The following is a 23,139-nucleotide window of genomic DNA, read 5'->3' as shown; positions in this document are numbered from 1 at the left end:
AGGACTAGTCTCATCTACTGCGTAGAATGGAAGACGAGACTACAGCCAGTACAGAGGCCACATAATGCACGATTTTAGCCAATTCACCCTTCTTTAACACGTCAAACTGAACCACAGAAGCTGTTTATAGTCAACTTTCTAACCATTGTACGAATTAACGATGATTTGAACCAGAGCTGCCGCTGATCACCAGCGTTCATCGCCTTGAAACATAGTTCCTAGCCGATTCCAGTTTGCTTCAGCAGCGTGAGGACAGTGTTTGCTGTCACAACAGGCGACCGCTCATACTCATCCGTCACTTCGACCTGCACAAGGAGATCAACTGCACGCCAAATCGAATACAGCAAGCATGCAAACGCGAAGTAGAAGAATCGCAGGACGAAGTTCTTCGAGGTTGTAGCGGCCATGAACCGTTTGACGCTCTTGTAGCCACTCTCAATCTCCCAGCGATACGCATACTCACGTAATAGTCTCGGATCACCGTTCGTCATGAACACCGAATACTGACGATAATCGGTACGCTCGGAGTTATCCCGGCGTCGGTATACCAGCGTTGTCTTATGCCGCTCATCGTCGTTCAAGAGGAGGTTCCGGTCACTCACATATCGATCTTGTTTCCACTTGAGTAACCGCTTAGCTTGGGCTTTCTCACTCGTCTGCATCCGTTTCGGTACAACATATCGGAGCCCACGCCGGTCGATTTCCTCCAAAATCTGTTGACTATCGAATTCTCGATCCATCAAGACATTATCGATAAGGACGTATTCTTGGGCAGAATCTAGGAGATCCCGCACAATCTCCACCCGAGAGTCACCCTTCCGAACCGGCCGAGCGTCCAAGATGATCGGCACGGCGTTTCCGACGAGGTGGATTGTTGTCCATTGGTAGGCGTACTCACCGTCTTTCGTCCCGATAATCTCGGCTTCATGCCCCGTCCGATCGCCGGTGAACGGATCGTCTTCAGTTGTATCGATTGCGACAATTCCAGCCCGATGGTACGCATCTGTCTCGGCAACTCGATGTAACAACCGGCCAACCGCCTCCCGATACATCTCGCGGATTTCGTTAATGGAAAAGCCACGAAGGTGGGTTCGATGGGTATGTCATAGTGGCGTCCGATCTCTACGAGATTCGAGCGTGAAACTTCGTTCGCCCTCATTTGCTGCAAGTTCTCACGAAGTCCGAGATACGTCTGTAAGTCCCAGTACGCATTCTCGTGTATCTCACAGCCTTCACCCCGATCCAACGAGAACGCAGGGAAGACAACGTGCCTAACGTGATCGGTAATCTTCTTTGCCTGCTCCAGAACAGTCTGATCGTCCGGTTCAGACCCCTCGGAGTCGTCGATTTGGGGGTCGAAGCTTTCGCTCCGGTTCACGCGGAACGTCGACCCCCGCGATCTGTGCCTTGATAAGAATCGTTCGAGCAGCGGTCTCGACGGTTTCACGAAGATCCGTAGTAAAGCGTTTATTCCAACTTCGCCACAATGTCGACTGATCTGGCACCGTTTCCAAGCCGAGTTGCTCGCAAGGGTTTTGGGTGGCATTCTAGGTACTTGATCAGCGCTGTTTCGTGATTCTACCCGTGGCGTTCTTTCAGCACGAATACCCGAAAGAGGGTGTCCATCTCGTAACGAGACGAAGCCGCATAGCGGTCGTGGGGACTGAGAATAAAGTACGCCAGCGGGTAGTGACGAACGAACTGGTTGACCGACTTGTGTTTCTCGTGGTCAAACCAGACGCTCGTGATGGTTCTGATGTCTTTTCGAGGCCACTGAGCGAACTCCGGTCGTAAAGCGGCGTTGAGCTGTAGGCAAGTCAATTTTGATACAAACAGTCCGCGATGTGTTGGAAAATTTCACGATGAGACATCCACGTTGAGGTCACGGTCGGGATGCGAATTCCGGAGTCCCAAGAAGTCGTTTAAATTTGGTCGAAGGAGCGCTCACAACGGTCACACTCTATTGCGCCATCCTTTCTCTGAAGACGTAATTCATACTCCAGCTTAACGATCACGACTGTAAGTTGTAGCGTCGTGAAACGCCTCTCGCTACTCGCTAGAGTGAGACACCGCAGGAACACCGGAATCGAAGCGAGAGAGGAAGTTACGAGTGAGGAGCGGTGCTATCGATACGGTTGAACGGTCTGCTAGCGCTTCTGTTCGCGTTTAATCGACGCGCGCTGTCCTTTCTCGATGGGGGCACCGACGGTGTTGCCCCATTCTACCCACGACCCGTAGTAGTTCCGAACACTCTCGTAACCGAGGAGTTCGTGGAGCACGAACCACGTGAGCGCGGAACGCTCACCGATCCGGCAGTACGTGATTACGTCCTCCCCCTCGTCGATCCCGTGCTCGCCGTATATTTCGCGGAGTTCGTCCTCGGGTCTGAAGCACCCCGTGTCCTCGACGACCTGATTCCACGGAATATTCCGTGCGCCGGGGATGTGCCCGCCACGCTGGACGCCCTCGTTCCAACCGGGTGGGGCGAGTATCTCTCCTCGATACTCCTCCGGCGTTCGAACGTCGACGAGCGTCGTCTCCCTGTCGAGTGCGTCCATTACATCCGGTCGGTCCGCCCGAATCTCTGCTCGTCGGCCGGCGACCGTGTACGACTGTGGCGTGAACTCCGCAATATCGGTCGTGAACGGCGCGTCGCACTCTTCCCAGAAGTCCCTCCCGCCGTCGAGGAGACGAACGTCCGCGTGCCCGTAATACGTGAAGAGCCAGTAGGCGTGCGCCGCGAACCAGTTCCGCATGTCCCCATAGAGGATCACCGTCGACTCCGGTGTAATCCCGAACTCGCCCACGAGTTCCTCGAACGCCGCCTCGGTCGGGACGTCGAACGTCGTTGAATCTTGGAGGTCCGTCTTCCAGTCGACTTTACTCGTCCCCGGGATATGACCGAGGTCGTAGTTGCTGGGATCAATGTCGACCTCCAGCACCCGCAGCGACGGGTCGTCCCGGCGAGCGTCGTCGAGACGGTCGACGAGCCAGCCGACGGAGACGATAGGATCGGTGGTAGTGTCCGTCATACTGAATCGTTCGTCGGCGAGTCCATTAATCTCCTGCTGTCGCACACCGAATCGGTCATTCGAGCCACCGCGTTCCGTCGTCACCGTCAACGTACTGGTGGACGAGTTTCGACTCGGCCTGCCGGAGCCGATACGAGAGTGTCGACCGTGGGATTCCGAGATCGGCCGCGATCTCGTCGAGCGTCGTTTCTCGCGGCGGGTCGTAGTAGCCAGCCTCCACGGCCGTCTGGAGCGCATCCTCCTGTTCGTCTGGGGGCGTCACGCCGACCAATTCCTCGCGTCGCCACTTCGTTGCATCCCGGAGGTGACCCATCCTGAACGAGAGGCCGTCGCGGAGTCTCGCGCCGAGTTCGTCGTAGAAGATCCCGATCTTCTCGTCCGAACGCATGAGCACGCGCCACCAGCACATCGACTCGCGGCGGCGCGTCTCGAAGATCAATCCGTCTGGGAGGTGCTTGCCCGCGAGCGTGTGAACTGACTCACACTCGCCAATGTCTGCGAGGTAGGAGTAGAGTACGAGTTCGTTCGTTGTGCGCTCGACGATGTCGTGGTGACGCGTGGCGGCACACCGCCGTTCGGTGATCGCCTCCCCGCAGGCGTCGTCGTCGAAGCGAACTGCTTCGAGACCGTCGAGGGCGGCTTCGGGTCCCGTGACGTGCTCCATCCGCCAGAACGCGTCTGCGTTGACCACGGCGTCAAGCGAGTGCGCGCTCGCTCGTGGGTGCTCGATGAAGATGTCCATGACGGAGTCGGCTCCCCGGTCGTATTCGATAGCGAACGTGAGCTCCCGCATTACCCGTGCTTCGTTGTCGCTCGACAAAAAGAGTGCGGGACGTGGTCAGAAGAGCGCTTGGACGACGACGAGCATCACGGTCGCGACGACGAAGAGTCCGGAGAGGACGACGAGGATGGGTTTGAAGCCCGTCGAACGGAGCTCGTCAACCTGGAATTCGAGACCGAGACCGGCGAACGCGATGAGGAACGCCCAGTCGGAGAGATGAGAGAGTGAGTCGATCTGAGCGGCGGTCAGTAGGCCGACGTTCGCGACGACCATCACGACGAGGAACCCGATGACGAACCTCGGGAACGTTTCCCAGAGGAACTGCCAACTGACGGTGTTCGTCCCACCGTCTGCCGCAACCTCGTTCGAGTCGGGGGAGTCGCGTTTGCGAGCGTAGTAGACGGCGTAGGCGATGGCGACGAAGCCGATGAGGGCGTTTCGAGTGAGCTTCACGAGGAGCGCCCACTGGCCGGCGCTCTGCGAGTAGGCGACCCCGGCAGCGGTGACGGGACCGGTACTGAACATAGTGAGACCGGCCCAGATTCCGAAGACGGTGTTCGAGAGGCCGAGAACGTGGCCGACGAGCGGGTAGACGAACAGCGTCGTGGTGTCGAAGAGGAGAATCGTCGCGGCGGCGTAGGCGACGCAAGCGTCGTCGGCGTGAATGCTTTCGGCGATCGCGACGACGGCGGAGACGCCACAGATCCCGGAGCCAGCGGCGAGGAGGGACCCAGTTTCCTCGTGGATGGTGAAAACGAAGCGTGCGAGGAGTTCGACCACGAGAACGGTCGTCGCGACTGTGGCAACGACGAGGAGGAATACAGTCGGACCGGCGGCGAAGACGCGGTCGAGCGCGACGCTCGCACCCATGACGACGATTCCGAGTTCAAGCCAGACTTTGTGTGTGCCGACGGCGGTCCGCGTCCAATCGGGAATCCCGTAGAAATTCCCGATGATGAGACCGAGGAGGATGGTGACGATCAGGTGGTTAACGGGGAGTGCGGACGCGACGAGACGGCCGACGAGCCCGATTGCCAGGAGGAAGATGAGTCCCGGGAGGAGTGTTCGTCTCATCTGATTACCACGGAATCGGGATGCCGAGATAGACGAGAGTCAGTGCGAGGAAACCGAGTAAGACGGCTTCCCAGCCGTTCTCGAGGTTCTCCCACCACTGTGCGAGTCCATTGGAGACGTGCTTAGTATGGGTCACTGTACTCCTCTCTGGGACCGCGAGCGGAATGAACGCTTGTTTGTCGAAGGACAAAAATTGTCGTAGGACAACTTTAGTCCCACCCAGTACTTAGCAAGACAGACAGTAGTGAACGGGAGTCCAGTTTCGGATTACGGTAACCTTCAGGAAGAACGGTTCTATCGACCGCGTCCTACCAAATTTGGGAGCAGACAAGAGGCGAATGGCTATCTGCAGAGCCTTACCCTACGAAATAGGGACAGCACATCAAGGACGACCGCGACATCAGCGTTACTGGCCAGACTCAGGTCGTATGCACTGAGATCAGCAGTCTCAACTACTGCCAAGAACGCATATGACCCTCACTGCCGAATTTCGGCTTACCTCGTCCCACCTCTCACTCGACGACGTTGCGGCTGCAGTCCCCGAACTCATACTCCAACTTGTGCACGGCGAACAACCCAAGTCAGGACCATTCGTCATCCGAGCCACTGGATCATCGTTCGACGGATTAGAACCTGCTCTCGGTCACTCATCATGGGTTCAAGATCACTTTCTTATTAGCGAGACAGAAGTGATGCAACTCTACCAACTTGTGACCACAAGTCGCCGCCCCATAGCCATTGAATAGTTGCGGCTCGGGAAAACGTATACCGAGAGCGTGACGTTCCTATCTGATGGTTGGCTATACAGTGCCGTCGCTCGAATTATTTCACAACCAATCGTCAAGTGACGATCGTTCGAGCCAATACCGCCAGAAGCAACACGAGAAAACATGACACTGGACGGTATTATCGGTGCATATATTATCATAAACAACCAATACAATCTCAATCTGCCCTATGCGAGCGAGGACAACGATATGGATTCTGTTGCTTTTTACTCTTGCAGCTGTTGTTCTCGTCGAACCATCGACCGCACACGTTGGGGGATTAAGTGGGACGATGACCGCGACACCTGTCCCAACATGGCTGACGATCCTTACCGGTGGAGTCATCGTCGGTGCCTCGTTTTTGTTCACGAGTCTGATGACGGATCATGCCGCTATCCGTGCGATCAACGGATGGCGGGTTCTCGTTCCGACACCGCAAGCTACCCAAACCGCTGTGCGATGGCTCGTTCGCGGCATCAGTATTGGCGTCCTGCTCATTATTATCGTAACAGGTCTGACTGGCCCGCGGACGCCGACGTCGAACTTTGCGATTCTAGTTGTGTGGGCAGGCTGGTGGGCGGGGTACACTATGACTGTCTATCTGATTGGGAATACCTGGCCCTTAATCAATCCATGGCGGGCATTAGCTGAAATCCTCCCCAGTATTCGCCAGCGACCCTACCCAGCGTGGCTCGGGGCGTGGCCGAGCGTCGCTGGTCTCCTCGCGCTCGTCTGGCTCGAAGTGATTAGTCCGGTCGCCGAGGATCCATCACTCCTCGCATTCCTGGTTATCGGTTATTCACTCATCACAGTAGCAGGTGCGACCGTTTATGGGACAGACACGTGGTTTCGGTGGGTTGATCCAATCTCGGGTGTCTTCCGATGGTACAGTCGGTTGGCACCGTTCCAGCGGACGGAGAACGGAATCGCATTCAAACTACCCAGCACCGCGCTTGCGGAGCGTCGGGTGGCCGAACGCACGGACGAAACTGCGTTCATCATCGCCCTCCTTTGGACGACGACTTACGACGGGTTCGTTTCGACCCCATTTTGGACCGATCTCGCTCGTCCAATCGTTAGAATCGGCGTTCCACCACTACTCCTGTATTTCTTAACAATCCTCGGTGGTTTCGGGTTTTTCTTCTTCGTGTATCGGCGTGCAGCACAGCGAGCACGCAAGACGGGGCGAACCTACGTCACGCCGAGGTTTATCGAAGGATGGTTCGCACCGTCATTGTTGCCGATCGCAGCGGGCTATCACATTGCTCACTTTCTCGGCTATTTTCTCACACTCACGCCTGCTCTCCTGACCGTCAGCACTCATCCAAATTCCCCACCATCGAACGTTCAAATACTGGTGTTACCTGACTGGTTTGCGACTCTGCCGCTCCTATTCGTCCTTCTAGGCCATGTGCTTGCTATCTGGATCGCACACGCCCTCTCCTTTGATCTGTTTCCTGGGAAACTCAAGCCGATTCAGTGCCAATACCCCTTTATCATCGTGATGATTTTCTACACAATGACGAGTCTGTGGGTCGTCACGCAACCGTTCACGCCACCACCATACGTATGACTTCATCACGCATTGACCCCGAGACAGCTGTGCTAGACGATGACCCCCCAGTGGCCCGGTGTCCGTACTGCAAGCGCCCGTTTGCTTCTGAGCGCTCGTGTGCGCTTCACCTCGGTGAGAAACATCCTGATGAATGGACAGCTGACGAGGAGACTGCGTACGAGGAGGCGACAGAGGACGAGGAGCACGAACTCTGGATGTATCATGTGAAAGTTATCATTGCACTGGCCGTCATATATGGTGTGATCGTAGTTATCTATATGATCATCCTTGGATGACATCCTTCCTACCGTGAACGATGAAGCTACTTACAAGCCAGAATCGATGGAATAATGAGACAAAACCATCCTTTAACCTGAAAAGTGCTTGTTATGATTCGGTGAATGAACCATAACAAGCTCAAGATAGCCCTGGTACCGCCGAGAAGCGGTATTCAAGCTAAAGTTTGTCAAAAAATACAATTAGTTAAGCATGAATTAGAGCATCCAAGATAGCCTGTGTGAATGCAGGACTCAATACTGGTTGTGTAGGGGTTGGCGGAGTCGGTGAATGAGGTGAGAGAAGACGGAACATACCATAAAAACTCAATACCATCACTAATCCCAGAATGAATATTGCTTTAACCGCTTTGAACAGCTCTTCCCAGGTCATTGAACGCCTCGCTTTGGTTCTGACTGCTGTTACGCTATCAATTTTTAGGCTAGTAACATCACAGCTTTCACTTCTAGTTGACATCAAGTTCACCGGAGTTTGTACTCCCTCACTGCTAGGAGGGCTATAGGTAGACAGTAATGAACCCGAACAGGGCGAATCCACTGACGAGAGCAAGGGCTGCAAGTTCTGCTTCCTTACCGCGATGCGCTTCAGGGACGATTTCTTCGATGACGATGGTAAGAAGAATTCCCGCTGTAAATGCGAGGAGTCCAAACTTGACGACTTCTGAACTCCCTCGAACGGCCCAGTAGCCGAGGGTCGCACCAAGAAAAATTGGCACGGCAAACGAGAGCGAAAGGAGGATACGCGTCGAGCGGGCGATGTTTTGCGCTTTGAACGTCGCTATGGTGGCAAATCCCTCTGGGATGTCAGCCGGAGTTTGTCCGAGTGCCAGTACCAATCCAAGACTGAGATCAATTGTTGAGCCAGTACCAATCATGACCCTATCGCTGAAGAGATCAACGGCGACACCAAAGTATATCGCGAGTGCCCCCGAGAGGCCAGCCCCACTATTAGTTCGTGTCTCAATGAATTCTGTACTTCGGTCAATGAGGATCGCACCGCCACCACCAGCGATGAACGCCAGAAGGATTAGTCATGCCGGGTCCACTGTCAATGCTTCAGGCATGAGTTCAATACCAACAACCGCAAGGACAATCCCGGCAGCAATGTGAAGAGCGAGACCCAATGACCGTTCTGAGACATGGATGATTTCAGCGAATACTCCCCCGCGGCAGAGGAAACCCGGATTCCAAAGAGCGCAGAACCCTTTGACAGCGGCGTTATTATTGAGTAGGGGGAGACATTCGAGCACACGTTCAACACAAAAGAAACCTACGACTACTGTATTCCACATAAAACAATGGGAATGATTACTTGGATCGTCGTTGGTGAACCAGGTGGACCAGCTGAAGGAAGTATGCCCCCTGATGGATCCGTACCAACGAGTCAACAGATCATCGACAAAAATCGATAGGCTATAAGCAGTTCAAGACGAAAGAGTGAAAACGATTTTCCCTTCAGAATCTAAAGCGGACATGTTATTTTGGCACTCTGGACACGTCGTTGAAGCCAGTTGAGGGTTAGACTCCCGCTGTTCGCCTTCATCCGTTTCGGTATGTTGGTCAAGTGGTCGCGTCTGTTGGTTCATGTGTTCGACATTGATCGGCCGCGTCTTCTAGAGTATGCCAATAGCTCACAATAGTTCCAGGGGCGGTTTTCAAATCGTGAGAACTGAAACAGTTATTTTTCTAGGACGGCTAACAAAGATAGATATGAGAACGTTGGCGCCGACGATGCTGTTTGGAATTTTCGTCGCAATTCTTGGAGCTGCACTCGCTGGGACGTTAACCAGCCCAATGACTGCTTCAACGAAAATGGTGGTAAGTGGCAGTCTGCTCATTTTCGGATTCCTTTCATTCTTTCTCGGAGTAGAGTACGGTTCGGCTCGGTAATCGTTACAGTAAAGCTAGCGATCCATACAAAATGAATCAGGAAGATTTTCCGGACATGACTCCAAAGACGCTAATATGAGCAGTGAACTACCTCACCCTACTCGCTCCCTTCGGTCGCTCCTTGAGGACAGGGGCTTAGCGCCTACATTCAGCTAAAGAACAAATACTAGTTATCCTCCTCGGCATCGTCACACTACTACTTAGTACTGGAGTGATGGTTAGAATCATCAGAGTATTCCAATCGATCACCTCTGTTCTCGCAATTACAAATACAACGGTACAAGAATTCTTGAATACTTGCCGGTACCTTCGGATTGACCCCTTAGCCTGAAATCCCATTAAAGGATTTCCACACTGACCTGAGGCGTAGTAAGCTGAGCGTCGTTCAAGTGGGCAACCCACCAGTAGCAGTGAGATACTGGATTCCGAACAGTGTTGCGTTGTATCCCCCATGAACGAGTGCCGGAACGACCAAATTATCGGTATACTCGTACAACCCACCGAGAATCAATGCGAGCACGAATACAACACCGAGGTACACGAGTTTCCCTTCCCCTCGGAGCGAGAATACGTGAACAACCGCGAACAAAGCGCTTGCGAGGACGATTGCGCGAGCAGGATGGAACGTCTCACGCAAGATACCTTGAATGAGTCCGCGATACAACAGTTCTTCGCCTGGGCCAATAAGGAGAAACGACAAGGGAATGAGTAGCAAGAACACTACCGGATTTCGACTTCCGATGTCGACGATAGTGTTCTGGGCAGATTGTAGACCAAGCGCAGAAATCACCATAGAGATTGACCAGAGTGCTCCAAGAAGGGCACCGAAACCACCGATTGTGAGTCCAATATCGCGAAGCGACGGAAGACGAGCGTGGATAAACTCAAGACCAAGATCTTTATATGAAAGATATGCAAGTGCAACACCGCCAAAGGTGACACCTTGAAGCATAACAACACTGACACCCAGTAGTAGGCTCGGTTGCGACCGAATATTGATTCCTGCAACCATGAATATGGCTGCAGTCACCAAGACGACAATCTGCCCGACACCGTACGCACCAATGGCAAGTATTAGTCCGGCACCTAATGCTCGGAGCTGATTGTGTGAGCCACTCATCTCTTCCGAGTTCGTGGGCATCACACCTTCTTCTTTCGATTATTAACCTGATTCGACGCCTGAACCAACACACTCTTTCGAGTGCCCTTGCAACTCCCACTAGATGCATCGACGGGACTTTCTTCGCACTGGCGTAGCGCTCACAGGTAGCGCTACACTCTCAGGATGCCTTGAGACACTCGGCTTTCAAACAAAGTCTGCATGGCAAGACCCACCACTCGTGAAAAACCGCCCCGATGCCGTCTACTTTCCCGCCTATGTCGAGGAAATGGGGATGTATGGAATGACAATTGACAATGACTATCGCTTCGCTCTCATGTACTCGTTCCCCCACCGATTTTGGAATGTAACTGGCCAGACAGGGAACAAAGTCGTCGTACAGTCAGATGATTCGTTACACATCATGGTATCGCTCTGGGATCCGAAAACGAAGACAGTTCTCCCAGCAGATATCCAGATGACGATCAAAAAAGACGGCAAGACGGTCACCAACCGTGTCCCGTGGCCAATGCTCTCGCAGAATATGGGCTTTCACTACGGCGACAACGTCTCACTCGATGGCGAAGGGTCGTATACCGCAACGCTCCAAGTAAGCTCGTTACAAACAAAGCAAACCGGTGCATTCGCGTCTCGGTTCACGAAGCAAGGGTCGGTGGATATCAAATTCAAATTCGACACGGATGATGTGTACGGGCTCAAGTTTCGTCGGCTTGGCGAGAAACAAGGCGACCGCGGTGCTATCAAACCGATGATGAAGAAGGTTCCCGCCGGGCGAGCACCAGCGCCAAAATCGCTCCCCGGGCGCACGATCGGCACAAAAACGTCGGGCGACGCTGACTTCGTCGTCACACTTATCGAGAAGACAAATCGCTTCACGGAGAACGGGACGCCGTATTTGGCGGTGTCACCACGGACACCGTACAATCGGATCGTGCTTCCTCGGATGTCACTCTCTGCAACGCTAAAGCGTGAGGGATCAACCATCGCCAACGGATCACTCGCACCGAGTCTTGATCCAGAACTCGATATGCATTATGGAATGCCCCTTAAAGACGTGCAATCCGGTGATAGCCTTCAGATCGCGGTAGACTCACCGCCACAGCTCGCACGTCACGATGGATACGAAACGGCGTTTATGCAAATGCCACCGATGACATTCACCGTCTGATTAGGAGACGAACGCCGGACTCGCAGTGGGAAGTGAGATGAGCCAGAGACTAATGACAGTATAGCTGATCATCACAAGGATGAAGGGATACTGACTCCGAATTGCTTGTATCCGACTGGGGAAGGTCGCATAGGCGTCTGCGTGTGCGACCCACACTGCCAACATATGACCGATGAGGATGAACGCGATTGGGAGCATTCCGAACCACCCTGGAAGCGATAACACAAGCGGGTTCGCGGGTGGTGAGAACGGTGTCTCAATTGCGGTGACAAGGAGTGGAGATAGTGAAACGAAGAATCCAAAGTAATGTGCAAGGTGGTAGCCTGCTGCGATGGCGAGGAGCGATGCCGCAAAGCGAATAGCGAGGGTACAAGGCAGAAGGTATGTCTCTCCAATACGACGGGCAGCGCGTGCCGCAGCAAAATACGTACCAAGGAACGCAAGGTATCCAACAACAAAAAGGAGCGCGTACAACACAAGCGGTGGGATCCCAATCGCAACGACACTCTTGATGAATCTAACACCGATTGTCGTCGTCACAAATCCGCTGAACGTGAGTTCCCATACTAGCGCGATGATGAACGCGATATCGGCAATCTCGGAGACAAAGTCTGACTCGGGCAATTCGAATCCAGGCGGACGAAACGTGAGACCAGAATCCGCCCAGCGGAACGGACTGACTTGCCCATAGAATCGAAAGGCGACCGAAATTGGATCGACATTTGTGAACCACGTCGAGGGCGAGAATAGGACGGCACCGGCGATAGTGATGACCGTGTAGACGAGAATTACTTCTGCTAAGAGGGCAGGTTGTTTGTTGACTGGCGTAACTGTTTCAACCCACACCAGCAAAAGGAGGCCGAGAACAGCGGGCCAGCGACTAAACCGGTCTGGATAACGGACGGTTGGTGTTGGCAAGAAATCGGTGAGGAAAGAAGCAATGGTTCGCCAGGGATTCAAGGCAGGCCAAACGTTGCCAAAGAGATACACAAACATTGTTAATCCTGCTCGAACACCTGCGAATACCAAGATAAGAGCCACGTTGACGGTGGGAATCTGTGGGCCGGTAAGTCCTCGATAGAGCACAATGGCGAGACCGATAAGACCGACGACGCGAGCTGCTGTTGTTGCTGCCGTCCGAACGGTCGCGCGCGTCGGGACAAACGTTTGCCAGTCATGTACCGTGTCGATAAGGACGCGGTCAGTGACGACGCTTGCAAGCAACGCAGAAGCACCGATTGCGGCACCACCGGTCGCGATATACAGCCACCGTGGGATGTTCAATGCGTCACGTGATGCGCCAGATAATCCGACTGCGGCGTTACTGGCGAGCACCGTGTCGATGAACAGGAGCGTACATAACGACACGACGGTGCTCAATAGGAGACGACGTACAGTCAAATATCGAGAGGCATCTCCATCCAAGCCCATTTATTGGTGATGAGGGAGCGCGAGTATTGTATCCATCGAAGCAAAGCCTCTATGATTGTACTGAGAAGACATCGTCTCGAAGCCTGTGCATCAAAGTTCGTACGTGCTAGAGAAGAGAGGTGTTCAGGAGCTCAACCGAATCAGTCAACTAGAAGTAAGTCGCTGGCCAAGAGTCACCAATGACATTTGATCGATGTCGAGCGCGAAAGCGGGGTGCACTTGGGTGGTCACACCGTCATAGGTCAATACGTCCAGTATCCGTTCTTCTACTCAGTTCATTCATTCTCACGCAGATTCCCATCGTATCTGCACATGGGGAAACTGCGACTTCAGGACTCTCTCAGGGGCACGGAATTCTTCTCAGTCTCGTCGGAATCGTCATCCTTGGTGGTACCATCCTTGTTAAGCGAACGAACCGCATCTCACCGACGGTTGCCCTTTATGGAGTGTTCTGTGGAATTGTGGTGACGATTGTTGGGACGATTCTCTTTGAAGGCTTATCACCTGATCAGACCTATTCTGCGAGTGCGATGCCCTTTCCCCGTTCGTGGTACCAACCACTCTCCTTGGGAGTCGGTCTTCTAATTTCGGTGGGAAGTTTCATCATTGGCTGGCTTCGGTGGCCAACTCGACCTCGCTATACCTTCCTCGGGATCGTGATGGGCTTATGGATCGCATATCCCTATCTCATCCCCGGGCCGGCTAGCGACTCACATCCATTCGGGTACACTCTCGTCCTCGGTACACCCATACTGGTCGGCTATATCATCTGGAAAGACGCAGGGAACGTACTTCGTGCAGTCTTGCGGGATCAAGTTGCTCGTCGATTCGGATTGGGCGTTGGGCTCGCCGTAGCCCTCTTTTTCGTCTCCGTCACTGGCTATCTGTCGTTCTTTCCAGAAGACGCGCTTCCCCATGAGACGTCAATTGTTGTCCTTACCTCGATTTATCAGCTAGTGACATGGCCTATCCTTGAAATTTATCTCCCTCACATCCCACTCTTTGTGGCAATTTCGCCGGGACAACTCATCATAGTCGGGTTATTGAGCACACTCATTGGATTGAATGCTACCATTATTGCCCGCCACTGGCGGGTTGAAGAACGAGCAGGCATGACAGAGGGGACTGCTGGGACTGCTGCCATTGTTGGATCGTGTACCTGTGGCTGCTGTGGCCCGCTCGTTGCCAAAGTCGCAGTGTTGGCGGCTGGGCCGTCTATCGCAGCTCCATTGTACTGGGTGTTCGTCGACACGGCCTCCCCGCTCAGCTCGCTGTTTATCGTCGCAAGTGTTGTCCTCTTTACCGGAAGCTTGATTTATTCGGTCGAAGCCGCACGGCAACCCAGTCAATCGACGTCGATTATCCCTGCTGATTGAACCATACAAGATTGAACCATAGCTCACAACAATTATAAGTGCATGTGCGAGCTTTCGTTAGAACTGACTCATAGCGACTTCGATATGGTGAAGTGAGGGAACTACCACTTTTCCTATCGTTACGATTTTGGATGGAGAATTTATAGCGGTAATCCATGCCATAAGTAGCCCACTGATCCGGCCAACGGCTTTCAACAGGAGCTACCTCACTTGATTATTGTCGAGTATGGCCTGGATAACGCTATTACTATGGGGGAGCGTCCTTGTAGTCGCCATCTTTGCTGCTCATTGGGGGCAGAACATCTCGCTGATCCGTTGAAGAAGCTTCGGAAGCAGTGGGGACTGAGCGCAGTGGCCGGGGGAACGTTCGTTGGCTTAGCCGCAGCCAGTCCCGAAATCGGAATCAACGTCGTGGGTGCCTCCCGTGGCGTCTCGGATATCGGCCTCGGGATGATGCTCGGATCGAACATCGCCGCAATCCCAATCATCATTACGACGGCGTATCTCGCCACTCGAACAGCGAACCTCTCTCCTCAGTCGGGACGTTCTTCGGACTCACAACGCAGCGATGGTGGAACGTCGGAGCACCAGCGCCATCGAACACAGAATTTTCTTCGGATTAAACGGGAAGCAGTGACAGTACTCGCGCTACCCTACATCACTATTCTTGTGGTAGTTGCACTTCTGACGCTCCCACCTGGTTGGCGAGGTCTACAGCCAATCGACGGGATGATCATGGGTGGCGCTTACCTCATCTTTCTCGGTCAGGCCGTCGTTCGAGGCCGTGAGGAACCGACGGAGGTTCAGTGGAGTCGAATGGAACTCGCTCCTGCAGCAGCGGGTCTACTCGCTCTCACACTCGGTGCATATGGCGTTGTCCGGGCGACTGAGAACATTGTTGCGGCACTCGGTATCTCGAACCTGATTGGTGGACTTTTCATTACCGCACTGCTGGCTGTGACACCGGAAGTCTTTGCAACGTGGAGTGTGGCACGAAGTGGCCAAGTGACCGCGGGGACGGCGAGCGTCATTGGTGATCATACGGTGACGATGACGGTTGCGTTTGTGCCACTCGTACTCGTCACAGTTCCCGTGCAGAGCTTCCGCTTGTTTTGGGTAAATTTGCTCTTCGTAATCCTACTGCCGTAGCCTATGCTGCATCGCTCCACTGGGGCTCGCAGGAACACGGATTCAAGCGGTGGGAGGTGGTTCTCGTCGACAGTTTCTATCTCGCATACATTGTCATCGTTGCCGTTTGGATCCTGAACCTTGCTTAATTGGCTTGGATCTGAACGGGTGATTAGCGACCTGTTTGCGGATCGGGACGGTCAAGTAGAAAGGGGAATACGCGCCTACGGCAGCGCCGAGCGGAGGTCCTCGCAAAGGTCGTCAACGTGTTCGATGCCGACCGATATCCGGACCAGGGTCTCGGGAATCTCCGCGGTGGCAGACCCGTGACTGACCTCATCCGGGATCATCAACGATGGTACCTCGATGAGGCTCTCGACGCCACCGAGACTGGCCCCAGGGGTGAATAACTCGAGACCATCAATGAACGCCTCGAGTTCGGCGAGCGTGCCGTCGAACTCGAAGGAAAGCATCCCGCTGTATTCCGACATCTGGTCGGCCGCGAGATCGTGTTGCGGGTGACTTTCGAGACCCGGATAGTAAACGCGAGCGACCCGGTCGTGGTTCTCAAGGAGGCGAGCGACCGCCATCGCATTCTCCTGATGGTGCTCCATTCGGTCCGGTAGCGTCTTGATACCCCGCGCGACGAGGTAGCAGTCGAACGGCGAGAGCATGTTCCCGAGCCCAATTCGCTGGGAAAACGCGAGCTTCTCATAGGCCTCATCGTCGTCGGTGATGACGGCACCGCCGATTGAGTCGGAGTGCCCGTTGAGGTACTTGGTGGTGCTGTGGACGACAATGTCGGCACCCAGTTCGAGCGGCGCTTGGAAGTACGGACTCGCGAAGGTGCTGTCGACACCAAACGGGATGCCGTAGTCGTGGGCAATGTCGGCTATCGAGCGAATATCACATAGACGCGTCAGCGGGTTCGTCGGTGTCTCCGCCCAGATTAAGTCGGTGTCCGAATCGACTGCCGCGGTGATATTTTCGGGCTCGCGGGCGTCGACAAACTCGACGTCGACACCGAGGTGATCGGCGACGAGCTCCGTGAGCAGCTTTTCGGTCCCGCTATAGACGGAGTCTGACGAGACGAGGTGGCCCCCGGGTGGGACCAGCGACAGCATCGTCGTCGAGATGGCGGCCATCCCCGAGGCGAACGCCAGCCCGTGTTCGCCGCCTTCGAGGCGGGCTAACTGCTCCTCGAGGGCCGCGCGTGTCGGGTTGCTCTCACGCGAGTAGTCGTGTTTATTGGCATCATCCCCGCTGGCCCACCTGAAGGTGCTCGAGAGGTGTAACGGCGGGATGACGTCGATCGTTCCGCCTGCGTCGTGGGTCGCGTTCTCAGCTGCCCCGACGGCGAGTGTCTCGAATCGGTTCTTGCGGAAACGATTATCGTGTCGTGTCATCAGAGAGTTACCATAAAACCTGTTCGCGCGGTGTTACATGTCTCTGGTACGGTTGGTGTGTCCATAACGAGAGTTTTCTGCAGCGATACATAGTGTTGCAGGTCCAGGCGAGACTAACCAGAGGCAAAACGCGAGTTGTGATTCGGGGCAGGTATTATCTTATAAATGAGGTTTCGATCGATACGCGCATCTACTAACTAGCTGGTTTAGTCACGATCTTTCTGAACGGGACTTCGGGTAGCTCACATCATATGCATTGAGAGCGCTAGTCTCAACTTCTGTCAGGAACGCATCTGATCACAACCTCGGAGATGGGTATAATGCGAGCCGTTCTTCCACACCGCTCCGGAGTGGATTAGCCGCTTAGTAGGTCTGCATACGTATCGGTTAGTCTATAGCCCACCTAATCCATCAGTGCGCCGCAGGAAATGTTGACCTCCGTGGCTGTCAAGGTGCGGGCTTGATCCGAGGCCACAAAGGATGCAACATTTCCTACGTCCTCCAGTGTCTCTGTCCGGTTCAGCAGGGTTTCTTCCTCAATGCCAGCGACAATTTCGTCCCGTTCGGGAATATTCTCCGGCATGGTCTCAACGATTCCTCCCGTCTTCAGGGTGACGACGCGGATGCCATGCTCTCCGAGTTCGACGGCCCACTGGCGGCGCAGCCCCTCAATGGCATCGAGCGCGATCTTAAAGCCGCCCAATCCGGGGAGTGTCTGCGGGCCATCACCGCCGAAAAACAAGATCACTCCCGACCCACGTTCGACCATGTGCCGGGCAGCTGCTCGGGTCGTTAAAAACTGTGTTCGCATCGCGGTCGTGATCGGCTGCAGGAAATCATCGACCGAGATTTCGGTGAGCGGTTCTTGAACGTCACCGTATCCGATGAGGTTGAACGAAATATCGACGTGCCCAGCTTCCTCTACCACCGCATCAACGTACTCGTCGATAGCTTGCTTGTTTGTAGCATCAACGACGGCAGTGTCCGCTTTGCCGCCATCCGATCGAATTTCTTCGGCGACCTCGTCAAGCTTCGTCTCAGTGCGACCGGCGAGGAAGACCCTGGCCCCCTGATGGGCAAAGGCACGAGCCACGGCGCCACCAATAGAGCCGCCTGCGCCGTAGATTATGGCCACTTTGTCATCCAGTAGCATGAAGATCAATAATCGTCGGCCAACGCATTATCTGTTATGCCCCTCTATAAGCAAGAGAACGATAGATGTATTCTCTGTATCTCGCGTTCAGAAAATCTTAGTACGGCCGAGAGTATCTCGACAAACGTTTGAGAGTTGATTCCCCCCTCTAGTCCAAGACATTGACTTTCAGGAGCAGATGATTACAGAGCTTCATTTACCGCTCCAGCTCGTTGGAAAGGCCACACTCATACTCAGGATGAGTGGCCACTGATCGACGAGTGGCCCGGACATGAACTGGAGTGCTGGCGGCAGAAGAAGCAACGCTCCAGCGAGACCCGTATAGAAACTCGAACCAGTGAGGTCGTAGATTAGCCACGTTCCAGCAATTGTGTAAAGACTATCGCCAGCGTTCGTGACGAATCGCCCGAACAATAGGCGTAGGAAATCCCAGTTGCTCCAGAGAGAAGAGACCTCACCCGTAGCGTCCACTGCATCCCGTTGTTGGCTCATGTCCACGCCCCCGATGAGATGTGTATCGTCTGAGTTTCGTTGGTAACTGCAGGCGGAATTCCACAGTCACAGAAGATGCTGTTCCGAACCCTGGGGGGTACGACTGCTGGCTGCCTATCGATCGGTGTTGATTTGGGGTTCGAATCGATTTGTTTTCCAATTGGATTTTGATTGCTGTGGATCATAGACCTGGCGACTGTCTGCATATGTTTGAGTATTCATCCTTGAAGAAGTGCGACTACGGAGCCCGTAGTGAGGTGAGACGACCCGAGTGCTGCTGCTATGCGATGGCCGCTATGCGGTCGCGACGATTGCAACAAGTGGAATGAACAGACGTGCAGCCAAGTGGATCATGAGACAGTCCGGAATAGCTGTTCTTAGTTTGATGACTTATATGTACCGACCAAGCGCAGTCATGCCGAGCACACTTTTGAGAGGGTGATAGCTTTCAGGATGACAACACAAGGAGTCGCTTCGCCAGATCAGGAGACCGGTTTCGCTCTGCATTGAGAGCACCAGTCGCAACTTCTGAGCAACGCATGCCCCTTACTGCTGAATTCCGACTTGAGTCGTACCAGCTTCCACTTGTTGACATTGTGGCTACAGTCCCCGAGCTCATACTTCAACTTGTGCACGGTGAACAGCCCGAGTCAGAATTATTCGTGTTCTTCATACGAGCTACCGGATTCTCGTTCGATGGATTAGAATCCAAGCTCAACCACTCTCCGTGGATCCAAAATTACATCGTATTATCGAGACGGATGCGATACGAGTCTACCAACTCGTAACGACGAGTCGACGTCCTCTACCCCTTGAACAGTTGAGTTCAGATTTTCGATCCAGCTCTGACCGCCATGTCTGCATCCACCAAGACACATTCTACCAAGCTTTGGTGAACGAAATCATAATAGAAAAAGGGTACGTTCTTCAGTTATGCTTCAACGACTTCGACAAAGTTTCCGTCTGGGTCGCGGAAGAACAGGATCGAAGTGCCGATTTCGATTGGCTGGGGAGAGCTTATCGGCTCAACGTTATCCGGGAGATTCTCATAAAACGCATCAATATCGTCGACAGCAAACCCGATGTGCTTTGCCCCGCGTTGATTGATGGCGTCTGTCGTAATGTCGTCGCCGGCAGGATCGTATTCGATGAGTTCGACACGAGCACTACCAGCATCGAGATGGACGAAGTCGCCAGTCACCCCCTCAACATTGATTGCAGTGGCGATGCCGTCATCACCGAGCGTAAACTCATCAGCGATGGAGAGGCCAAGGGTATCCTGGTAGAACGAGACGGCCTCATCAAGGTCACTCACGACCACTCCGACATGATGGGTTTGTAACGTTGCCATGATCGATAGTTCATATGCATCGACAACCCATATGAAGGTTCTGTAAAAACATCCTTGACCGTACGACCACTCGACGCCAATAAAGATTGGCAATGGTCTATGCAATTGGGATGTTGCCGCGTACTAAACACCTGGACGGATACAGTGATAACCCAATTGTCTTGTCTTTCTTCCGAGTGAGTCACCAGATACAGAATTCATATGCAGTATACAGATATTGTATACAGGCACAGAGGAAGCATTCCAGATTCACATTTGCATGGATAGGAAGGCCCAGTGGCTGTAATCCTAGAGCAACAGACACACCACTAGTAGACGTCGAATATGTATACAACATACGGATATCATATACGTATACAGATTTCAGATCAGAAAAGACTGATTCAGACTACAGAATCTTAGGACACAGATTGCAAACTAGCATTAGCGATTAGTATACGTATTCAGCATACGTTTCCAGTATATACATTCGAGATATAGATGCAGAATGCAAAATCAGGAAGAGGAACAAACAGCGAACTCAAAATTCGCCTTCTTTAGACAGGAGGTGCTCTTTTTTCGCCTTCATTGCCTGGTCAACCGTCTCAGGAGCCACCTCTTGCAACCCAACTCTAATGAGATCCCCAATAGTCTGGCTCCGATTTACATTGGAATTGTCTTCACGGTCTAGCGATATGCGAGCAGCGGCTGCAACGTGTGCAAGATCGCCAGATTCCTCAAGTCCGTGAAACAGTGCTGCGAGATTCGTATCTCGAACAGTGATGTTCGAACTGACATCACCGTTGTCAATTGCTTCATAGGCTTCTTGAACTGTCTGCGTTAGTTCGACTGTCTCGTCACTCGGTGACGGTTCAGACGTTGAGCGTTTCTGGCTCTTACTGCTCTGGAGGAGCTTTTCTGCTTTGTCTTGGCTCATTGGTCTCTGTGAGTCGGTTAAGGAGTTCAATAGTGTTCTCTCGATACGCCTCAAGCACACGCTGACCCGTATTGTACAGTTCATCTTCAGGGACAGCGAAGAGTGTGCAGCCTTCGTTTTGTTTTTTCGAAATATCCTGTGAATTCGGAACGGGGACTGGAGCCGCCTGACCTAGATATGCCTCCTGGAGTTCAGCAACGAATTTCTTTGATAAGTTCGTCGAGCTCTTCACCATCGTCGGAATGACCATCACAAGCCGTGGATTAATTGGATGTTCTTCGTGAAGGTCATCAAGATCGGCGCGAAGATTCTCTAGCTGATTCCGCTCGAACACACCAGGTTTGAGTGGTGCAATGACGTTTCTCGCCGCAAACAACCCGTTCAACGCAATGTTGTCCTCCTTGCCTGGCAGGTCAAGCAAAACGAAATCATACCGGTCGCTCAAATCCTGGGTGATAAACTCATCCAGCTTCGAAAACCGCTCCTCAACAGGAACATTTGCGAGATTATTATCTGCCCCGCCGAGTCCAGGATCGGCGGGAATGAGGTCAATGCCTTCTCCCGTATCATGCACCATGCGATCAACGACGTCTGGAATATTATCTCGAATAAATCCCCAATCTTCGCCAAAAATGGCAGAGATAGGAGCATCGAGATCTTCGACCTCGTCGTTCATCCCAAAGTGAGTGGACAAGTCATTTTGCTTCCCAGCTAAGTCAATGAGGACCACATCAAGGTCATGCTCCCGTACAGCTGCAACAGCCACATGTGCAGACGTGGTGGTCTTCCCGACTCCGCCTTTCTCAACGTAGGTTGCAGCACGTAGTATCCGGTTGCTCGATACAGTGACCATATGCATTTGCTGTATACATATACAAGATACAAAAAGGTACGTCAGACAATGGGAAAATAGGAAACGCAAATTCTTGTGTCAACTCGGATGAGAGCAATCGGTATGGGCTTCAAAAAGAAGATTACTGGACGATAATCACGGGTCCTGTTTCCATAGGCTCTATTGAATCTCAAGACGGCGACGGGATTCAACTCTGAATCACCCGGTTGATGTTGTAGACGGAGGCGACGAGGACGAGTTCGCGGACCTGACGAAACCAGCTGCGGGCGTCGATGGTTTCGCGGATCGAGCGCTTGATCGCTGAGTTGACCAACTCGACGAGGGCTCACTGAATGTAGATCGGTGTCCAGGCTGACATTGTACGCGTGATCGATCGGCGGCGTACAGCCGGATGTAGCCGAGGCAGGCGCCGTCGATGACGTTGAGCGGGGATCCTCGTCCGCGATATCGCCGCTCGTCGTGGCCAGATATGGAAGTCGGAGAGCCGTACGGCCGCCTATCTAGCTCCCTCGGGGGCGATCTGCTCGGCGAGCTCGACGATCAATCCTTCAGGACCGCGGATATAGCAGAGCCGATAGGTGTCCTCGTAATCACGTATCTCGCCGACTGTGTCGAACCCTTTGTCTCGCAGACCGTCGACGATCGCATTGAGGTCACCGACCGCGATAGCGATGTGTCGGAAGCCCAGTCGGTTCGCCGGTAAAGGGTGCGCACCCTCGTTGTCAGCCGGCGCATGGAACTTGATGAGTTCGAGCTTGCCGCTGCCGTCTGGCGTCCGCACCATCACGATCTCCGATCGGACGCCGTCGAGCCCGACGACCTTGTCCACCCACCGGCCCTCGACCAGCCCGCCGCCCTCGCGCTCGAATCCCAGATCGAGGAAGAAAGCAGCCATAGTGTCAAGATCATCGACAACAACACCTACATGATCTAGGCGCGGCAACTCCATATCATTCACTCTTAGACGTTCGGCTCTATTGAATCTTTAGCAGTCGTCTAGGTAATCCGATAAGACTAGGTTAATGAAGTGGTAGAACGGTGTTATGGGAAAGACACTCTTCCGCTTCGTCAAGCAGGTGGCAACGCTTGCTCAAAGTATTCTGCTGCCGGCCTCACGAAGTATCGATTCCGTTGGCCCGCAGGTTAGCAGTCTCACGTGCAAGCAAGATGATGACGGCGCTGTATCCCCACCGTAAACGACGGAGATTTAGCGCCAGCAATTCAGATAACGCTAGACTGGACGAGGATCGATACAACCAGCGGGCATTCGTCGAGTCGGTCAACTCAGCGATCAAGCACTCGATTCGAGAAATCATCGACTCGTGATCCCGGTTTTGTCAATTCCGCGAA

22 protein-coding genes and 2 pseudogenes are annotated in these 23,139 nt (G+C 53.5%); 7 read left to right on the top strand and 17 right to left on the bottom strand.

The genetic code is table 11. The annotated features are described in order from the left end of the window. Positions 1-218: 218 nt before the first annotated feature. From LIW51_RS33305 to LIW51_RS38860, 5 genes and pseudogenes are all read right to left on the bottom strand, one after another. A pseudogene (locus LIW51_RS33305) lies at positions 219-1,886 on the bottom strand (transposase). A gap of 261 nt (positions 1,887-2,147) precedes the next feature. After that, on the bottom strand, positions 2,148-3,032 hold the full coding sequence (locus LIW51_RS33300; protein WP_227379763.1) for a sulfurtransferase: 885 nt from the start codon (positions 3,030-3,032) through the stop codon (positions 2,148-2,150). Between the two features lie 55 nt (positions 3,033-3,087). Then, positions 3,088-3,825 carry a helix-turn-helix domain-containing protein gene (locus LIW51_RS33295; protein ID WP_227379762.1) on the bottom strand — a complete coding sequence of 246 codons (738 nt, stop codon included), beginning with the start codon at positions 3,823-3,825 and terminating at the stop codon, positions 3,088-3,090. Positions 3,826-3,870: 45 nt separating this feature from the next. Continuing rightward, the gene (locus LIW51_RS33290) at positions 3,871-4,887 is read right to left on the bottom strand and encodes a YeiH family protein (RefSeq protein ID WP_227379761.1); all 1,017 of its coding nucleotides are present in this window, start codon (positions 4,885-4,887) and stop codon (positions 3,871-3,873) included. Positions 4,888-4,891: 4 nt separating this feature from the next. Next, complete coding sequence (locus LIW51_RS38860; protein WP_255767670.1) at positions 4,892-5,023, bottom strand: hypothetical protein; 132 nt, start codon at positions 5,021-5,023, stop codon at positions 4,892-4,894. Positions 5,024-5,946: 923 nt separating this feature from the next. Here LIW51_RS38860 and LIW51_RS33285 point away from each other — a divergent pair. Together LIW51_RS33285 and LIW51_RS33280 are read left to right on the top strand one after the other, a co-directional pair. Beyond that, complete coding sequence (locus LIW51_RS33285; RefSeq protein ID WP_227379760.1) at positions 5,947-7,227, top strand: hypothetical protein; 1,281 nt, start codon at positions 5,947-5,949, stop codon at positions 7,225-7,227. Positions 7,228-7,256: 29 nt separating this feature from the next. Next, positions 7,257-7,505: a DUF7410 domain-containing protein gene (locus LIW51_RS33280; RefSeq protein ID WP_227379759.1), complete on the top strand. Its 249-nt coding sequence runs from the start codon at positions 7,257-7,259 to the stop codon at positions 7,503-7,505. A gap of 497 nt (positions 7,506-8,002) precedes the next feature. On the opposite strand, the gene LIW51_RS33275 is transcribed toward LIW51_RS33280, so the two are convergent. Further along, entirely contained in the window at positions 8,003-8,422 is a 420-nt protein-coding gene (locus LIW51_RS33275) for a ZIP family metal transporter (protein WP_227380076.1), read from the bottom strand. 327 nt (positions 8,423-8,749) lie between these two features. On the opposite strand from LIW51_RS33275, the pseudogene LIW51_RS38975 reads away from it, so the two are divergent. After that, positions 8,750-8,917: pseudogene (locus tag LIW51_RS38975) on the top strand (plastocyanin/azurin family copper-binding protein); the annotation flags it as partial. Between the two features lie 208 nt (positions 8,918-9,125). Next, positions 9,126-9,395: a DUF7333 family protein gene (locus tag LIW51_RS40215; protein ID WP_438267475.1), complete on the top strand. Its 270-nt coding sequence runs from the start codon at positions 9,126-9,128 to the stop codon at positions 9,393-9,395. Positions 9,396-9,780: 385 nt separating this feature from the next. Here the strand turns inward: LIW51_RS40215 and LIW51_RS33270 are convergent, their stop codons facing one another. Next, complete coding sequence (locus tag LIW51_RS33270; RefSeq protein ID WP_227379758.1) at positions 9,781-10,536, bottom strand: CPBP family intramembrane glutamic endopeptidase; 756 nt, start codon at positions 10,534-10,536, stop codon at positions 9,781-9,783. A gap of 82 nt (positions 10,537-10,618) precedes the next feature. Here LIW51_RS33270 and LIW51_RS33265 point away from each other — a divergent pair, with 82 nt between their 5' ends. Next, positions 10,619-11,683, top strand: coding sequence for an iron transporter (locus tag LIW51_RS33265; protein WP_227379757.1), 1,065 nt, complete (start codon positions 10,619-10,621; stop codon positions 11,681-11,683). Here LIW51_RS33265 and LIW51_RS33260 read toward each other — a convergent pair whose 3' ends face one another. Together LIW51_RS33260 and LIW51_RS33255 are read right to left on the bottom strand one after the other, a co-directional pair. Next, entirely contained in the window at positions 11,684-13,114 is a 1,431-nt protein-coding gene (locus LIW51_RS33260; RefSeq protein WP_438267474.1) for a hypothetical protein, read from the bottom strand. A 710-nt stretch (positions 13,115-13,824) separates the two neighbouring features. Continuing rightward, positions 13,825-14,031: a hypothetical protein gene (locus LIW51_RS33255; RefSeq protein ID WP_227379755.1), complete on the bottom strand. Its 207-nt coding sequence runs from the start codon at positions 14,029-14,031 to the stop codon at positions 13,825-13,827. Positions 14,032-14,226: 195 nt separating this feature from the next. Here LIW51_RS33255 and LIW51_RS33250 point away from each other — a divergent pair, with 195 nt between their 5' ends. Beyond that, positions 14,227-14,490 carry a hypothetical protein gene (locus tag LIW51_RS33250; protein WP_227379754.1) on the top strand — a complete coding sequence of 88 codons (264 nt, stop codon included), beginning with the start codon at positions 14,227-14,229 and terminating at the stop codon, positions 14,488-14,490. Between the two features lie 249 nt (positions 14,491-14,739). Next, positions 14,740-15,639, top strand: a complete 900-nt coding sequence (locus LIW51_RS33245; RefSeq protein WP_368411891.1) for a sodium:calcium antiporter — start codon at positions 14,740-14,742, stop codon at positions 15,637-15,639. A gap of 203 nt (positions 15,640-15,842) precedes the next feature. Here LIW51_RS33245 and LIW51_RS33240 read toward each other — a convergent pair whose 3' ends face one another. From LIW51_RS33240 to LIW51_RS33210, 8 genes are all read right to left on the bottom strand, one after another. Beyond that, positions 15,843-17,024 carry a trans-sulfuration enzyme family protein gene (locus LIW51_RS33240; protein ID WP_227379753.1) on the bottom strand — a complete coding sequence of 394 codons (1,182 nt, stop codon included), beginning with the start codon at positions 17,022-17,024 and terminating at the stop codon, positions 15,843-15,845. Positions 17,025-17,427: 403 nt separating this feature from the next. Next, entirely contained in the window at positions 17,428-18,177 is a 750-nt protein-coding gene (locus LIW51_RS33235; RefSeq protein ID WP_227379752.1) for an SDR family NAD(P)-dependent oxidoreductase, read from the bottom strand. A 192-nt stretch (positions 18,178-18,369) separates the two neighbouring features. Next, positions 18,370-18,669, bottom strand: a complete 300-nt coding sequence (locus LIW51_RS33230; protein WP_227379751.1) for a hypothetical protein — start codon at positions 18,667-18,669, stop codon at positions 18,370-18,372. A 931-nt stretch (positions 18,670-19,600) separates the two neighbouring features. Then, positions 19,601-20,020 carry a VOC family protein gene (locus LIW51_RS33225; protein ID WP_227379750.1) on the bottom strand — a complete coding sequence of 140 codons (420 nt, stop codon included), beginning with the start codon at positions 20,018-20,020 and terminating at the stop codon, positions 19,601-19,603. A gap of 520 nt (positions 20,021-20,540) precedes the next feature. After that, on the bottom strand, positions 20,541-20,936 hold the full coding sequence (locus tag LIW51_RS33220) for a DUF8115 family protein (RefSeq protein ID WP_227379749.1): 396 nt from the start codon (positions 20,934-20,936) through the stop codon (positions 20,541-20,543). After that, positions 20,896-21,789, bottom strand: a complete 894-nt coding sequence (locus LIW51_RS33215) for a ParA family protein (RefSeq protein WP_227379748.1) — start codon at positions 21,787-21,789, stop codon at positions 20,896-20,898. Before LIW51_RS33215 ends, LIW51_RS33220 begins: the two co-directional genes overlap by 41 nt. A 187-nt stretch (positions 21,790-21,976) precedes the next feature. After that, the gene (locus LIW51_RS38855; RefSeq protein ID WP_255767668.1) at positions 21,977-22,102 is read right to left on the bottom strand and encodes a hypothetical protein; all 126 of its coding nucleotides are present in this window, start codon (positions 22,100-22,102) and stop codon (positions 21,977-21,979) included. A 183-nt stretch (positions 22,103-22,285) separates the two neighbouring features. Continuing rightward, complete coding sequence (locus LIW51_RS33210; protein WP_227379747.1) at positions 22,286-22,738, bottom strand: VOC family protein; 453 nt, start codon at positions 22,736-22,738, stop codon at positions 22,286-22,288. Positions 22,739-23,139: the final 401 nt, after the last annotated feature.

The sequence above is a fragment of the Haladaptatus halobius genome (genome assembly GCF_020618475.1).
GTDB classification, from domain to species: domain Archaea; phylum Halobacteriota; class Halobacteria; order Halobacteriales; family Haladaptataceae; genus Haladaptatus; species Haladaptatus halobius.
Note: the sequence above shows the minus strand (reverse complement) of the source record. Positions and strands in the feature narration are given on the sequence as shown.

What these genes read in the sequence shown, in the direction of transcription:
- LIW51_RS33220 (WP_227379749.1), bottom strand. Translation starts at nt 20,936, where the DNA reads ATGAGCCAAGACAAAGCAGAAAAGCTCCTCCAGAGCAGTAAGAGCCAG.
- LIW51_RS33230 (WP_227379751.1), bottom strand. Translation starts at nt 18,669, where the DNA reads ATGAGCCAACAACGGGATGCAGTGGACGCTACGGGTGAGGTCTCTTCT.
- LIW51_RS33250 (WP_227379754.1), top strand. Translation starts at nt 14,227, where the DNA reads ATGACAGAGGGGACTGCTGGGACTGCTGCCATTGTTGGATCGTGTACC.
- LIW51_RS33270 (WP_227379758.1), bottom strand. Translation starts at nt 10,536, where the DNA reads ATGCCCACGAACTCGGAAGAGATGAGTGGCTCACACAATCAGCTCCGA.
- LIW51_RS33235 (WP_227379752.1), bottom strand. Translation starts at nt 18,177, where the DNA reads ATGCTACTGGATGACAAAGTGGCCATAATCTACGGCGCAGGCGGCTCT.
- LIW51_RS33265 (WP_227379757.1), top strand. Translation starts at nt 10,619, where the DNA reads ATGCATCGACGGGACTTTCTTCGCACTGGCGTAGCGCTCACAGGTAGC.
- LIW51_RS33210 (WP_227379747.1), bottom strand. Translation starts at nt 22,738, where the DNA reads ATGGAGTTGCCGCGCCTAGATCATGTAGGTGTTGTTGTCGATGATCTT.
- LIW51_RS33255 (WP_227379755.1), bottom strand. Translation starts at nt 14,031, where the DNA reads ATGGGGAAGCGCGTCTTCTGGAAAGAACGACAGATAGCCAGTGACGGA.
- LIW51_RS33215 (WP_227379748.1), bottom strand. Translation starts at nt 21,789, where the DNA reads ATGGTCACTGTATCGAGCAACCGGATACTACGTGCTGCAACCTACGTT.
- LIW51_RS33245 (WP_368411891.1), top strand. Translation starts at nt 14,740, where the DNA reads ATGGGGGAGCGTCCTTGTAGTCGCCATCTTTGCTGCTCATTGGGGGCA.
- LIW51_RS33260 (WP_438267474.1), bottom strand. Translation starts at nt 13,114, where the DNA reads ATGGGCTTGGATGGAGATGCCTCTCGATATTTGACTGTACGTCGTCTC.
- LIW51_RS40215 (WP_438267475.1), top strand. Translation starts at nt 9,126, where the DNA reads ATGCCAATAGCTCACAATAGTTCCAGGGGCGGTTTTCAAATCGTGAGA.
- LIW51_RS33290 (WP_227379761.1), bottom strand. Translation starts at nt 4,887, where the DNA reads ATGAGACGAACACTCCTCCCGGGACTCATCTTCCTCCTGGCAATCGGG.
- LIW51_RS33285 (WP_227379760.1), top strand. Translation starts at nt 5,947, where the DNA reads ATGACCGCGACACCTGTCCCAACATGGCTGACGATCCTTACCGGTGGA.
- LIW51_RS33240 (WP_227379753.1), bottom strand. Translation starts at nt 17,024, where the DNA reads ATGACACGACACGATAATCGTTTCCGCAAGAACCGATTCGAGACACTC.
- LIW51_RS33225 (WP_227379750.1), bottom strand. Translation starts at nt 20,020, where the DNA reads ATGGCAACGTTACAAACCCATCATGTCGGAGTGGTCGTGAGTGACCTT.
- LIW51_RS33300 (WP_227379763.1), bottom strand. Translation starts at nt 3,032, where the DNA reads ATGACGGACACTACCACCGATCCTATCGTCTCCGTCGGCTGGCTCGTC.
- LIW51_RS33295 (WP_227379762.1), bottom strand. Translation starts at nt 3,825, where the DNA reads ATGCGGGAGCTCACGTTCGCTATCGAATACGACCGGGGAGCCGACTCC.